The 13321-nt window shown below is 57.5% G+C and carries 11 protein-coding genes; 6 read left to right on the plus strand and 5 right to left on the minus strand.

Annotated elements, in window-relative coordinates; all coding sequences use genetic code 11:
- Positions 1–9: 9 nt before the first annotated feature.
- The gene (locus ACHUE7_RS05970; RefSeq protein ID WP_394169181.1) at positions 10–828 is read right to left on the minus strand and encodes a hypothetical protein; all 819 of its coding nucleotides are present in this window, start codon (positions 826–828) and stop codon (positions 10–12) included.
- On the minus strand, positions 825–3104 hold the full coding sequence (locus ACHUE7_RS05975) for a lipopolysaccharide kinase InaA family protein (RefSeq protein ID WP_394169182.1): 2280 nt from the start codon (positions 3102–3104) through the stop codon (positions 825–827). The genes ACHUE7_RS05970 and ACHUE7_RS05975 overlap by 4 nt, the downstream gene beginning before the upstream one ends.
- A 143-nt stretch (positions 3105–3247) precedes the next feature.
- On the opposite strand from ACHUE7_RS05975, the gene ACHUE7_RS05980 reads away from it, so the two are divergent.
- The 5 genes from ACHUE7_RS05980 to ACHUE7_RS06000 are packed head-to-tail and all read left to right on the plus strand — an operon-like array spanning position 3248 to position 8107.
- The gene (locus tag ACHUE7_RS05980) at positions 3248–3958 is read left to right on the plus strand and encodes a fused DSP-PTPase phosphatase/NAD kinase-like protein (RefSeq protein WP_394169183.1); all 711 of its coding nucleotides are present in this window, start codon (positions 3248–3250) and stop codon (positions 3956–3958) included.
- On the plus strand, positions 3951–4964 hold the full coding sequence (locus tag ACHUE7_RS05985) for a Stealth CR1 domain-containing protein (RefSeq protein WP_394169184.1): 1014 nt from the start codon (positions 3951–3953) through the stop codon (positions 4962–4964). Before ACHUE7_RS05980 ends, ACHUE7_RS05985 begins: the two co-directional genes overlap by 8 nt.
- The gene (locus tag ACHUE7_RS05990) at positions 4961–5614 is read left to right on the plus strand and encodes a YrbL family protein (protein WP_394169185.1); all 654 of its coding nucleotides are present in this window, start codon (positions 4961–4963) and stop codon (positions 5612–5614) included. Before ACHUE7_RS05985 ends, ACHUE7_RS05990 begins: the two co-directional genes overlap by 4 nt.
- Positions 5607–6314 carry a fused DSP-PTPase phosphatase/NAD kinase-like protein gene (locus ACHUE7_RS05995; RefSeq protein ID WP_394169186.1) on the plus strand — a complete coding sequence of 236 codons (708 nt, stop codon included), beginning with the start codon at positions 5607–5609 and terminating at the stop codon, positions 6312–6314. Before ACHUE7_RS05990 ends, ACHUE7_RS05995 begins: the two co-directional genes overlap by 8 nt.
- Positions 6315–6340: 26 nt before the next feature.
- The gene (locus tag ACHUE7_RS06000) at positions 6341–8107 is read left to right on the plus strand and encodes an ABC transporter ATP-binding protein (protein WP_394169187.1); all 1767 of its coding nucleotides are present in this window, start codon (positions 6341–6343) and stop codon (positions 8105–8107) included.
- Positions 8108–8267: 160 nt separating this feature from the next.
- On the opposite strand, the gene lptG is transcribed toward ACHUE7_RS06000, so the two are convergent.
- From lptG to ACHUE7_RS06015, 3 genes are all read right to left on the minus strand, one after another.
- Entirely contained in the window at positions 8268–9335 is a 1068-nt protein-coding gene (gene lptG, locus ACHUE7_RS06005; RefSeq protein WP_394169188.1) for an LPS export ABC transporter permease LptG, read from the minus strand.
- The gene (gene lptF, locus ACHUE7_RS06010) at positions 9335–10381 is read right to left on the minus strand and encodes an LPS export ABC transporter permease LptF (RefSeq protein ID WP_394169189.1); all 1047 of its coding nucleotides are present in this window, start codon (positions 10379–10381) and stop codon (positions 9335–9337) included. Before lptF ends, lptG begins: the two co-directional genes overlap by 1 nt.
- A gap of 80 nt (positions 10382–10461) precedes the next feature.
- Complete coding sequence (locus ACHUE7_RS06015) at positions 10462–11610, minus strand: Wzz/FepE/Etk N-terminal domain-containing protein (RefSeq protein WP_394169190.1); 1149 nt, start codon at positions 11608–11610, stop codon at positions 10462–10464.
- A 271-nt stretch (positions 11611–11881) separates the two neighbouring features.
- On the opposite strand from ACHUE7_RS06015, the gene ACHUE7_RS06020 reads away from it, so the two are divergent.
- Complete coding sequence (locus ACHUE7_RS06020; protein WP_394169191.1) at positions 11882–13249, plus strand: phosphohexomutase domain-containing protein; 1368 nt, start codon at positions 11882–11884, stop codon at positions 13247–13249.
- The last annotated feature ends 72 nt before the right edge of the window (positions 13250–13321 follow it).

Below are 13321 nucleotides of genomic sequence, written 5' to 3' on the forward strand. Positions count from 1 at the left end.
GAGGGCTGGTTAAATCTCTAGCTTGAAATGCTCCGACAGCGCCTGCCATTGCTGGCGGTTGGTGTCTTGCCCTACGTTGGCTTTGCGCAGTGCCACTTTCTGGGAAAACGGGATTTTCTGGGGTTTCAGTGGTTGGCTGGCGCGGCGTACGGTAGTGCCCTGGTGGGCGCTGATTGCTTTGAACCAGAGATCGTCGGCTTTGGGGGCCAATTGTTTGAACAGCGCTTCGTCGGTTGCGGCTTGCGGCAGCGCGCCGGGCGGGTAGAGCACGCCGCCGAAGCCGAGTAGCAAGGTATCCGGATGATGTTCGCCGGGTTTCTCGTAACGCCATTGTTTGTAAGGCAGTAAAGTGCCTTCGTCGTTACGGCGAATGCGTCGGCAGGCGTGGCTGATAATGTCGGCTGGGTGGGTCTGGTGGTCCTGGTATAGCCGGGCGAGGGTAGTTGGGTGGTACATCATGTCGTCGTCGCCGGTGAACAGCTGGCGGTCTGGAAAGTCGGCCAGGGCGTGTACCAGCTTGGTGTGCGGGCCAACGTCTTTTCGAAAGCGGATTTCAAACGGGGCTTGTTGGGTTAGCCGGGTTAGCTTGGCCGGTATTTTCCCTTGTAGCCGTTCGTCTAGCCACAGAATTACCCGTTCAGGGGCTTCTTCTTGCAGCAACATGCTGTTGATCGCAACGTGAACGAAGCTGAGGCGGGGTTCAATGGTGGTTAGGTTGGCAATCACCGGCAAGCGTTTTTTGACCAGCCGTGGTGTGGCCTTTTCTACGTTGCACAGTCGCAACGTGAGCATGCGCCAGAAGGCCGAGAGGTGTTTGCGCGGTTTCATTCGGTTCGGTCCTTGTGCGGGTGCTGTTTATGCAGGCTTTCTTTATGCAAACCCTTTTTATGCCAACTCTTTTTATGCAGATAAAGGGGGTTGCCGTCTATTGTCAGGGTGTCTCCCGGCTGTTCAGGCTTTGGCTGGCCGCTCAGGTCGGTGGCCCGAATTATGTCATCGCTTAGGGTGATCTGACCCTGAGTTAGAGAGTACACCAGGCTGAATTGCTCGAAGTGCCACCAGATAACGCCGTCTTTTTCTTCCCGGACCTGAAAGGTCTCATTTACCATCATGCGGTGAAAGTGCACCAGGGCTGGCCAGCCGGGGCGCTCGCGCCAGCCGTTTAAGGTGTCTATCAAGCCGAAACCCGGGTGTGCCAACCGCCACCACCAAATGCGCTCTGTGGTGCCAGAGCACAGGGCGATGAGGGCGTAGCGCACCATGTAGGCGGCGCTGTCGGCTTCGCTCACATGCAAGGCGCTTTCGCGCTTTCCTTTGGGCTGGTAGGCACCAGCCAGGGGGGAGTATTCGCCCGTGCCCTGAAGCGGCCAGTTCACTTCGGTGATGTAGAAGCCCTGTTTTTGGTAGTGGCCAGCCATGGCTTTGGCGAGCAGGCATTTCTCGAGTGTGGAAAAGCCATTTTGCTCGTTTTCTGGGGCGCCGCGTCGGTCTACGTACAAGTGGTTGGAAAGCGCATCTACCGAAGTGCCGGCGGCTTCCAGCAGGGGCGGGTAGTACTGGAATTCAAAGTCATTCACGGCCGGGCCCAGAAAAACCAGGTTCGGGTAACAGGCTTTCAGTTCGGCGGTGCCTTGCCACAGGCGGTTCATCTCTTCCAGGTTCCAGAAACCCCATTTCACCCGGTTGACGGCGTGGCCGATTTCCACGCAATGAATATAAGGGTGCACCAGGGACAGCGCGTCGGCCATGAAGGCTTGCCAGCGCTCCGGTTGCAGCACCGCCTCGCGGGATTGAACCAGCCCGATGGAGACTTCGTGGCCGGCTTCGTGCAGGCGGCGTATCGTTTCGCTGGCCTGGGTGAGCCAGGGGCTGGCGCCTGGCTTGAGGTCGTCGCGCTGTGGTTGGCTTAAGTGGTAGTACAGCCGCACGAAGACTGGCAAGCCTGGCGTTTGTGCCAGTAGTTCCAGCTGGCGTTCGACGTGTTCGTCTATCTCCACGCACACGCCCAGCCGCTGGTTCATAGCCACCGGGGTTTGATAGGCCGTTTTGCGCAGCGCCTGATAGCGGCGGTAAACCGGCCAGGCGGCCTTCAGAACGCTGGTTGCCATAGGCCACAGGTCGGCCTTGCTGCGTTCGCGCTTGCGGTCTTTCACCTGCAGCATCACCGAGGGCTGGCCGGATTTTGCATCCCACAGCCAACTGTTGCGCGGTGAGGGCTGGCCGGTGGAGACCGCCAGGCGTTGCTCCTGCGGGGCGGTTTTTAGCCAGCGCTTTAGGGTGCGCACCGGGTGGCGCCATTTACGGCTGCGTTGATGCAGTAGAAAACGGTTGTGGTAACGGTTTGCCCAGCGCTGGAATTCGGCCGGTATACCGTTATCTTCAAAATACAGATGGAAGAAGATGTGCCGGAAGTGAGACGGGATCTTCATGCGTTCCATATCCCGGGCGCGCTGGCGCAGCGTTGGGTTCGGGGTCAGTTTGCCCCGGTTCAGGTCAATAAAGGCCGGGTTTGCCCAGTCGGCCGGGCCTTTACGCTGCATCAGAATGTTCTGCGGCCCCAGGTCACCGTGCAAAAAACCGCTGTCGTGCATGGTGCGAATGGCATTGGCCGTGAAGCGCAGCAGGGAGATGAAGTCTTCCGCGTAGGGGCGTTCGCGCAGCAGGTAGGTCATTTCCGAGTACAGGTCGGTCGAATGGGCGATGTAGCGGGTGATCAGGTAGCTCTCAACCAGTCGGTTGCCTTCCCAGCGTTCCATATAGCCTATGGGTTCAGCCACGTCTGCCCCCCGGGCATACAGGTGGGCGCTGTAGGCATGGGCACGTTGTGCTTTGCTGCCAGTGCGCCGGTAAATGATGGAACGCAGGGCATCGGGCTGTTTGAAGGCTTTAATGCAGACGGAAACGGCTGAATCCAGCGGGTCGTCGAGTCGGTATACGCGGTTGCGCTGGCGGTAGAGCAGGTCGGAATCGTTGCTTTGCAGTTCGGTTTGCAGCCCGGCCAGCCAGTGGGTGCCGGTTTCGGTCGCGTAGCGTTCCAGTATCTCGCCTTCAAAGCCAGGCAGGGGCAGGTTGGTCAAAGGCGTGTAACGTGGGGGGTGCGTCATGCGTTCTCGGGCCACAAAGCGGGTCAAAAGCGGCCGCGTAGCATAACCGAGAAGCCCGGTTCAGGCAAAAATCAAAGGTGGGAATGGCAGGCGGGTTTGAGTACCATACGCCCGTTTGAATTTAACCGGATACCCACCCTGTAATGCCCGTTCAGAAAACAGGTAAACCCTCACTGATATCGCGCTGGCGCGGGCTATGGCCGGGTCGGATGCATCGGCCTTCAGCGCGCCTGGCTGCCTGGTTTGATCTGTGGGTTTTAGACCTTGGCTTGCTGCGTGCGCCGGTGAACCGGCCGGTTGAAATTGCCCCAGGGGTTTGGCGCTCTAACCAGCCAACCCCACTGCGGTTAAAGTCACTCGCCCGCCGTGGCTTCAAAACGGTGCTTAACCTGCGCGGCGAAGGCCGCAGTGGCGCCTTTCATCTGGAGCAGTACACGGCCGGGCAAATCGGTCTTAACCTGGTCAGTCTCAAACTCAGTTCAAGGCGCCCGCCCACGGTTGAACAAGTCGAACAATTGCAGGCGCTGTTTAACGAGGCGCCCAAGCCGCTGTTGTTGCATTGCAAGTCGGGCGCAGACCGTGCGGGGCTGGTTTCGGCCTTGTATCTGATACACACCGGTGTTCCCGCGGCGCAGGCAAAGAAGCAGCTGTCTCTGCGCTTCCTGCATATTAAAAGCGCCGCCACGGGGATGATGGACCGGTTTGTGGAGACCTTTGAGCAAGCCGAAAAAGACCACAACGCCGACTTTACCACCTGGCTTCATCACGAGTACGACCGCACCGCGATGATCCATGCCTTCAACAGCGATCGGAAAAGCAACTGGCTGGTCGATAAGGTGCTTCGTCGTGAATGATTCGGCCCGGGAGCCGATCGATGCGCTCGTCACCTGGGTAAACGGGGAAGACCCGGCCCACCGCGCGAAACTCAATGCCTATCTGGAATCGATTGGGCATCGGCCCAAAATCGCCAGTGCCAACCGGTACCGGGAAACCGGTGAGTTTGCGTATTGCATTGCCTCTTTGCTGAAGTATGCCCCCTGGCTGAGGCGGATACATATTCTTGCCGATGCCCAGGCACCAGATTTTATGCCCCTGCTGGAACAGTCGGGCTGGGCCGATAAAGTCGTGGTGGTAGACCATACTCAGCTGTTCAAAGGGTATGAGCATGCGTTACCTACCTTTAATAACCGCTCCATTATGTCGATGCACTGGAATGTGCCCGGCCTGGCGGAGCGGTATGTGTATTTAAACGACGACTTCATGCTGGTGAGGCCAGTGAAACCGGATTGTTTTTTTCAGGATGGCAAAGCCGTTCTCAGCGGGCAGTGGATGCCGCAACGCCCTGGTGTGGTTTTGCGCGGGCTGACGGGTCTGGCTTCCAACAAGCCGGATAAAAGGCCCGGTAACCACCTGGCGCAAGCTTATGCAGCGCGGTTGGCAGGCTTTCGGTTTCGGTATTTCAAAACACCGCACAAGCCACACCCTTTGCTCAAGTCGGTTATGGCTGATTATATGGCGAAGCACCCGCAGCAACTGGCGCACAATATAAAGTTTCCGCTGCGGGATGAATCGCAGTTTTTAGCGGATGCACTGGTTAACCATCTGGCGCTCAAGCAAGGCCTGGCTAGGGTGAACAATCGTTTTAAAACGCTGCGCTTTAAACCCGGTGATTACCAACAGCCCCGGTTGTCGACGTTGTTGTCGAACATCGAGTCGAATCCGTCCATTCTGTATGCCTGTTTTCAAAGCCTCGAAACCATGGATGACACCTTGCGGACAGACTTTTTTAATTGGCTGGATCAGCGAATGGGTAATCCCGACGCTATTTTCCGAACTGGCCCGGCTGGAGTATCTGCATGAAGCTAGGCCCCATTGCATTGGCCGGGCGTGAGCCATTGCTAAACAGCAAAACCCGCTGGGTGTATGAACATCCGGATTCGCCAGGCCTGCTCATTAAGGTTCACATGCGCCGGTTTGGGGCCACACCACCAACCGGCCTGAAGGGCTGGTTCGAGCGCCGAAAAGATCATTTTCTGTACAGCACGGGCATTCTGCGCGAGCTGAAGCAATTTGTAGAATCCCGCTATCAGGGGCCAAACGGGCCTTGTTACCCGGAGATTCAGCCGTATATAGAGCCGGTGTTGGGCGTGGTTGATACCGATATCGGCCTCGGCCTGCTGGTTTCGGCAGCGCGGGATGCCGACGGCAACCTGGCGCCCTCGGTGTTGCGGCTGCGCCGGCAAGGTGCCATGACGCCCGAGCGACACACCCGGTTAGACCGGTTGCTGCAAGCCTTGCTCGATACCCGCCTGATGATTGGTGACTTGAACCAGGAGAACATCGTGCTGAAAAACGCCGGCGAGCCCGATGAGCGCTTCGTATTGATCGACGGGCTCGGCGAGCGCACCTGGATTCCCACCCAAAGCCTTATCAGTTGGGTAAACCGGCGTCGCAAACGCGCCTTTGTGGAGAAAATGCGCCAGCGTTTGCAGGGCGACCGGAATGGCTGAATCAAGCATACAAAACCGGCTGAAACAGTGGCGGCGTTACTGGGAAGCACATTTTGATCGGCCGCTGGTGCGGCTGGCGGCCTGGTTGGATGCTATGGTGATCGACCACGGTCTGTTGCGGCCGCTCTGGAACCGGCCCGAGCCATTTACGGCCGATGCCTGGCGCGGTAACCAGCCCACTGCCGGGCAGGTGCACCGGTTGGCACAGCGGGGTATTCGTACCATTGTCAGTTTGCGTGGGTTGGGGAACATTGGCGCGTCGCTGTTTGAAATTGAAGCGGCTGAAAAAGCGGGTGTAACGCTTATTTCTTTTCGCATGTCATCGCGGGGCGCCCCGCGCCCAGCACGTGTGAACGAACTGATAGAGCTGATGCAAGGCATCGAAAAGCCGGTTTTGTTTCACTGTAAATCGGGCGCGGACCGCTCCGGTTTTGCCGCCGGGGTTTACCTGCTGGTGACCGGGCAGGGCACGGTTGAAGACGCCAAAGCCCAGCTATCCTGGCGCTATTTACATTTTAAAGGCGCAAAAACCGGCCTGTTGTATGAGTTCTTCTGCGACTATGAGCGCTATTGTGCGCAGACCCCCATGGCTTTTCAGCAGTGGGTTAACGAGGTGTACGACCCGGTGCAACTGGAACGGCATTTCAAGCCAACGGGCTTCACCAGTTGGCTGGTCGATAAGGTGCTAAGACGTGAATGACGGTGTGAGTAACAAGGTGCTTCGGCGTGAATGAATTTGATTTGGAAAAACACCAGGATACGCCCCGCCTGGAATTGGTAAAACGCTTGTGGCGCACCTATTTGCGCAGCCACACCGGCGTTTTGCTGGTCGCCGCCGTGCTGGTGGTGATAGAAGGCAGTGCACTGGGTTTGCTCAGCTATCTGGTGCAGCCGATGTTCGACCAGGTGTTCGTGCAGGGCAATGCCGACCAGGTGGTGTGGATCGCCCTGGCGATTTTTATTGTGTTCACCGCAAGGGCACTCGGTGGTTTTGGCCAGCGCGTTATCACGGTGACGGTTGGCCTGCGCGTAGTGACCGGCATGCAAAAAGACATGCTCAGCCATCTGGTTCGGCTCGACTCCGGTTTTTTTGGCACCCACTCACCCGGTGCGCTGATTGAGCGGGTTCGGGGCGATACCCAGGCGCTGAAAAGCTTTGCCAGCACAGCGCTGATTAACCTCGGGCGGGATTCCATTTCGCTGATTGCGCTGTTAACCGTAGCCATGTTGGTCGACTGGCGCTGGACGCTGTTTGCGCTCTTTGGTTTGCCGCTGCTGTCGTTTCCCATTGCCTTGCTGCGCCGGTTGATTCTAAAAACCACGCGCAGCTCGCGGGAAGTGTCGTCGTTGTTGTCGATGCGCTTGGATGAAATTTTTCACGGCATAAATGCGATTAAACAGAATAACCTGGAAGCCCATGAAGACGGCCGGTTCAAGAAAGAGACCGAGCGGTTTTTCAAGTTTCAGCGCCGCTCTGAAATCGGCAAGGCCGCCATGCCGGCGATGATCGACCTGGTGGCGGGTTTTGGGTTTGTGGCGGTGGTTATTTATGGCGGGCACCAGATTATTGAAGGTGAAAAAACCATTGGCCAGTTCATGAGTTTTTTCACCGCCATGGCACTGATTTTTGACCCGTTGCGCCGGCTCAGCAACATCAGCGGTGCCTTTCAGGCGGCCAGTGCCAGCCTTGAACGTATTTTCAGCGTGCTCGATCTGAAACCCAACATCGTCACACCACCAAACCCGGTGCCGGTGCCCGCGAATGTGGGCGAGCTGGACATCGTGATGGACCACCTGAACTTTGGCTATGCCGATAAATCGGTGCTGCACGACCTGAGTTTAATCGCCCCGGCCGGGAAAATGACGGCCCTGGTGGGCGCCTCGGGCGCGGGTAAAACGACTCTGTTTAACTTGTTAACCCGGCTGGTGGACCCGCAATCGGGCACCATTCGGCTGGGCGATGTGCCAATTAACCAGTTGGATCTGATTGAACTGCGGCAGTTGTTTGCGGTGGTCAGTCAGGATTCAGCCTTGTTTGATGAAAGTATCAAGCAGAACATTCTGCTGGGTAAGTTGGATGCCGATATGGACAGCGTCGACAAGGCCGCCAGAGAGGCGTTGGTGGATGAATACACCCGTCAGTTGGAAGCGGGGCTGGATACGCTGGCCGGCCCGCGCGGTACGAACCTTTCAGGCGGTCAGCGCCAGCGCGTGGCCATTGCCCGGGCGTTACTGCGCGATGCGCCCATTCTGCTGCTCGACGAAGCCACTTCGGCGCTCGATACCCGCACTGAAAAACTCATACAGGAAACCCTGGAAGACCTCGCCAAGCGCAAAACCACCCTGGTGATTGCGCATCGGTTAAGCACCGTGATGAATGCCGATTTGATTCATGTGCTGGAAGAAGGGCGGGTGATTGAGAGTGGTACCCACGATGAGTTGCTGGCCAAACGCGGGGCTTACTTTAATTTGCATTCTACGTTTGAGGCTTGAAAAAACGGAGGACATTAATAGACGCAAAACACTGAAAGACGCGGAACATTGAAAGACGTAGGACACTAAATGACGTCAGTTCATGTTCTGCGTCTTCTACTGTATTACGTCATTTATTGTGTTGCGTCAGTTATTGTTTTACGTCTTTTATTGTTCAGCGTCACAACCTTGCTTTAACCAACCACACCGTCACGCCCAAAAACAATAACGAAGGCGCCAGTGCAGCCAGCACTGGGGTTAACCCCATTACCATCAATAAGCTGCCCGTGGTATCGGTCACCAGTTGCACCGCAATCGCCAGTGCCACGCCCTTGAACGCAGCATCGCCCAGCGTTTTCTGCCGAAAACTCCCAAACGAAAACACCAGCGCCAGAAACAGCATGGCAATGTATTGCACCGGGAACCAGAGCCGGCTCCAGAATGTGAGCTCAAGGCGGGGGTCGGGCAAGGCTTGTTCGAGTGAAAAGCGCACCTGAACCCACAGCTGCTGCAGGGTCAGTTCGCGCTCGCGCTGGCTCAGAATGCTGAGCAAGTCGGCATTGAAGTTAGCTGGTCGCCAGTTCAGCGTCTCGAAGTTACTGTGCTGCACCGAGTCGTCCAGGAAGGTTACCTGTTTCACGTTGTTCAGCTGCCACCCCTGGTCGATGGGGCTGGCGGTGGGGGCGAAGGTGACCATGGCCAGGTTATTGCGGTCGTCCATTTCGAAAATGGTAAGACCGGTGATGTCGCGGTCGGGCGAGACCAGATCAACGTTGATGACCCACTGATTATCGCGGTACCACTGGCCACTCAGGGTTGGCAGGCTGCGGTCGAGTTTCATGGCCCGGGTAACTTCCGCTTGCAGGCGCAATTGCGGCGCAGCCCATTCGCCAATGAAGTAAACGATGGGTAACAGCATGAGCCCGGGCAGAATCAGCCGCACTACCAGGCCATAGGCACTGCGCGAGGCCAGTTGAATCACCACCAGTTCGCTGTTTTTGGCCATGCCGGCTACCGAGAGCAGGGTGCCGAGCAACACCATCGGGCCAATAAACTGGTAGACCTCGAGCGGCAGGCTGTAGAGCCGGTACAGGAAGGCATCGAAGGGGGTGTAGGTCTCGCTGCCGCGCCGGCTGATTTCATCGGCCACACCCATCACCAGCAAGAGCCCGCCGATGGCGAGTACCACAATGGTGATAAACACGGCGGTGCGCTTCAGGATGTAGCGGTTGAGTATCGATAAGCCCATCAGCCAGGCCTCCGTATCACCACAAGCCCGAGCGCTGCCAGCACAATCAGCAACCACCAGGGGCTGGCGATGAGCGGAAGCTGGCCTTTTTCGACAGCAGTTTGCACGGTATCGAGTGAGAAGGTGAATAGGATGTATAAAATGATGCCAAGCGCGATAGCCCCCACCTTGGCTTTGCGGGGTTTTACCCGGGTGAGGCTCACGGCCCATACGGCCAGTACCAGAATCATGCCGGCGGTGAGGGTGCGTTCTATCACTTCACTGCGGTTGGTCTGGCTGCCGGTCTGCCAAAGTACGTCGGAGCCTATGGCTTCGCGCGGGCTGCTGCGCGAGCCGGATTCATCGGTTGGGATGTAAAGCGCATAGCTCTGGTAATTGATGCGTTCGGTCTCGTCCGGGTCGAGGCTAAACACGATTTGTCGGCCGGAAAACAGGGTTAAATACTGGCGCTGGTCTTCAAGCTGAATGCGCGCCGAGGGCGCGGTGTTAACGGAGATGCGGTCGCCATCAACCTGGGCCACAAAGAGGTTGAGCAGGGATTCCTGCGCCGGGTTGGAAGACCGGGCATACAAGGTGGCATCGCGCTGGTTCAGTGAGAAAAACTCACCGGGGGAAACGATGTCGGTTAACGGGCGGTTCTGTTGGCTGAACAGGTAGTCGGAAAGGCCCCGTTCGGCCATGGGCGTAATAAGGTGCGTAAAGGCCAGCATGATCACCATAGCCGGCAGGGCGGTGTAGGCCAGTACTTTAGTCAGTATGCCGGTATCGGAGACGCCGATGGCATGCAACACGGTGCGCTCGGAGTCTTCGCTTAGCCGGTTCAGGGTGGTCAGAGCGGCAAGAAAATACGCCGCTGGCAACAGTTCGGGCAACAGAATGGGCAGTTGAAAGCCGATGATGGCGACAATGGCCCAATCGGAATATTGGCCGGATACAACGCGGCCGAGCGTTTCACTCATTTCCCCGGCGATGAGCAACGCCATCAGAATGGCGGTGATCAGCGCGAAGGGCTTGATGATTTCTCGGCAGATGTACCAGGTGAACAATGTTGAATCCGAATGTGACGAGCTGGCCCGCAGTATAGCGGGTTAGGGGGCGTCACCCAATAAGCGACGCAACCCCGTTTTTAAACTTCTTTTCTGGAACGAATCGCCATGCGGATCAGCGCGATGAACAGCGCAGCAAAGCCGGCCAGTACCGTGGCGGCAATGGCGATCAGCGGCCGGTTCGGTTTTTCGGCATTGCTGGGGATGCGCGCGGCGGCGTCTTCATCGAGCAGGGTTACGTCGCTGAGGGCAAACGTCTGGTTGCTCAGGGCCCGAATCTCGCCCTGCAACTGGCTGGGTGTGGTGGTAATGACCATCTGGTTGCCGTTCAAATCGAACACGGTTTCCTCTACGCCTTCGAGGAACAATTCGGCCGCGCCATCGGCCGAGAGGCTCTCTAGCTGAGCGGTCAGAAAACGGCTGCCGTTGAGGAAGAGTTCATCGTTGGCCAACTGGTTGATCATCTGCACCTGGCCGTCGCCCAGTACCAGGGCTTCCCAGCTGGTGGGTTCTTCCAGACCCAGGGAGTTGGCAATGCTCAGCGCTTGTTGCACGCGCCGGCGTTCGCGCGCCAGGCTGGCCTCCGCCCCGGCCAGTAGCTGGTCGTATTGGGATTGGGCGCTTTCAATGCGAATCGCCTTGGTGGCGTTAATGTTGCTGATGGCTTCGCGCAGTGTGCGTTCTTCGGCCAGTACCAGCAGCTCATCAATAAAGGCCTTGGCCCGGCGTGGCTCACTGCTCAGCAAATTGACAGACAGGCTGTTCAGCGGGGTTTTTTCGTCGGCTCCCAGTTGGTAAAACTCGTAGCGTACCGGGCCGACGGAGAGGGCATCGGCAACGTTCTGAATCTGGGAAAACGCTTCTTCGTCTGAAAGAGAATCGAGATCCTGGTCGCCGCCCAGGTCCGCTTGGCTATAAGCCTGCTCTATAAGGCTGAGTGAGCGTATGTTGAGCAGAAAGCGTTCAGACAGCTCATCGAGCGTGAGTGGGGCTATTTGTTGCGCCAGCAGAGGTTGCACGGCCCCGCGAGAGGGTTGGTTAATAATGGCTTCAACCCGATACTGCTTGGGCAGTAATAGCGCAACGGCAACGCCAATGACCGCGCCGAGTACTGTGATGCCGACAATCAGTGGCCATTGGGCAATGAGCCCGCGCAGCAATTCACCCAGGTCGATGGTGTCGTCTTCGATGTAGCGCGGCGCCGTGTGGTGCGGGTCTGATGAACTCATGTATTCCCTCTGTACTGCGTGGTAATGACGACTGGCCATATAGATGGTTGACCGCCGTTCTAGCTGTTGGCTGGCATCAGACGACGGGCGCGGTATTGCCACACAAATGCCTAACCGGCGCAGTATACGGGACGCCAGAGACGGAGCCAAGCAGGCGGGGCGAGGCTGCTGCCGGGGGCAGCCCGGCGCTGGCAAAAACCGATTTTAAAAAAGACTGCAAGGAGGGCCTTTTGCAACCTATAATCGGGGCACATCTAAAACGGAGCACCTCATGACTGAACTGACCTGTTTTGGCGCTTATGACATCCGCGGTGAGCTGGGTGTTGAGCTGAATACGGACATTGCCTACAGGATTGGACGGGCTTTTGCAGCCTACCTGAAACCCAAGATCGTGGTCGTCGGGGGCGATGTTCGCCAGACGTCTCCGGAGCTAAAGCAAGCCTTTGCCGACGGCGTGCTGGATTTCGGGGCCGATGTGATCGACATCGGGCTGTGCGGCACCGAAGAGGTGTATTTCGCCACCAAACACCTTAAGGCCGAGGGCGGGTGCATGGTGACGGCCAGTCACAACCCCATCAATTACAACGGCATGAAGATGGTGCGCGAGGAATCCAAACCGATTTCCAGAGACACCGGCCTCGACGACATTCGCAAAATGGCCGAAACCGGTGAATATGGCGATAAAGCCGCCAAACGCGGCACGTTCACCGAATATGACAACAGCCAGGCCTATACCGAGCATCTGATCGGTTACCTGGATCTCACCGACCTGCGCCCGACCAAACTGGTCACCAATGCAGGTAACGGCGCCGCAGGCCCCTCGCTCGACCGCCTGGAAGCCGCCCTGAAAGCCAGTGGCGCGCCGATTGAACTGATTAAGATCAACAACGAACCCGATGGTACCTTCCCGAACGGCATTCCCAACCCCCTGTTGCACGAACAGCAGCCAGTAACCAGCAAGGCGGTTAAAGAACACGGGGCCGACATGGGCATCGCCTGGGATGGCGATTTCGACCGCTGTTTCCTGTGGGATAACGAAGGCCAGTTCATTGAAGGCTATTACATTGTGGGTTTGCTGGCCGAGGCCTTTCTGGTCAAACAGCCGGGCTCCAAGGTGGTGTATGACCCGCGGCTGACGTGGAACACCGTCGAAATCGTCGAAGCCAACGGTGGCGAGGCCATCATGTGCAAATCGGGCCATGCCTTCATTAAAGAGAAGATGCGCAAGGAAGATGCCGTCTACGGCGGCGAGATGAGCGCCCACCACTACTTCCGCGACTTCGCCTATGCCGACTCGGGCATGATTCCCTGGTTGCTGGTGGTCGATTTGCTGAGCAAGAAGAAGACCTCGCTGAAAGCGCTGGTCAGCGAGCGGATGGCTAAGTTCCCGTCACCGGGCGAGATCAACAGTAAAGTCGCCGATGCCGACGAAACCATGACCCGGGTCTACGATGCCTATAAGGCCGACGCCATTGAAGAAGACCGCATCGATGGCCTGTCGTTGGAGTTCACCGATTGGCGCTTCAACCTGCGCAAATCGAATACTGAACCGGTGATTCGCCTGAACGTCGAAACCCGGGGCGACAAAGCCTTAATGGAAGAGAAGACTCAGGAGCTGCTGGCGCTGATTCGCCAGTAGGGCACCCGCCCGGAGAACGAGGGCACCTTGTCTGAAAACGTTTTCAGTGGTAGGTTTTCCGGGATTGCTTCT

The sequence above is a fragment of the Saccharospirillum alexandrii genome (assembly GCF_043641555.1).
Lineage (GTDB): Bacteria > Pseudomonadota > Gammaproteobacteria > Pseudomonadales > Natronospirillaceae > Saccharospirillum > Saccharospirillum alexandrii_A.

What these genes read in the sequence shown, in the direction of transcription:
- ACHUE7_RS05970 (WP_394169181.1), bottom strand. Translation starts at nt 828, where the DNA reads ATGAAACCGCGCAAACACCTCTCGGCCTTCTGGCGCATGCTCACGTTG.
- ACHUE7_RS05975 (WP_394169182.1), bottom strand. Translation starts at nt 3,104, where the DNA reads ATGACGCACCCCCCACGTTACACGCCTTTGACCAACCTGCCCCTGCCT.
- ACHUE7_RS05980 (WP_394169183.1), top strand. Translation starts at nt 3,248, where the DNA reads ATGCCCGTTCAGAAAACAGGTAAACCCTCACTGATATCGCGCTGGCGC.
- ACHUE7_RS05990 (WP_394169185.1), top strand. Translation starts at nt 4,961, where the DNA reads ATGAAGCTAGGCCCCATTGCATTGGCCGGGCGTGAGCCATTGCTAAAC.
- ACHUE7_RS05995 (WP_394169186.1), top strand. Translation starts at nt 5,607, where the DNA reads ATGGCTGAATCAAGCATACAAAACCGGCTGAAACAGTGGCGGCGTTAC.
- lptG (WP_394169188.1), bottom strand. Translation starts at nt 9,335, where the DNA reads ATGGGCTTATCGATACTCAACCGCTACATCCTGAAGCGCACCGCCGTG.
- ACHUE7_RS06015 (WP_394169190.1), bottom strand. Translation starts at nt 11,610, where the DNA reads ATGAGTTCATCAGACCCGCACCACACGGCGCCGCGCTACATCGAAGAC.
- ACHUE7_RS06020 (WP_394169191.1), top strand. Translation starts at nt 11,882, where the DNA reads ATGACTGAACTGACCTGTTTTGGCGCTTATGACATCCGCGGTGAGCTG.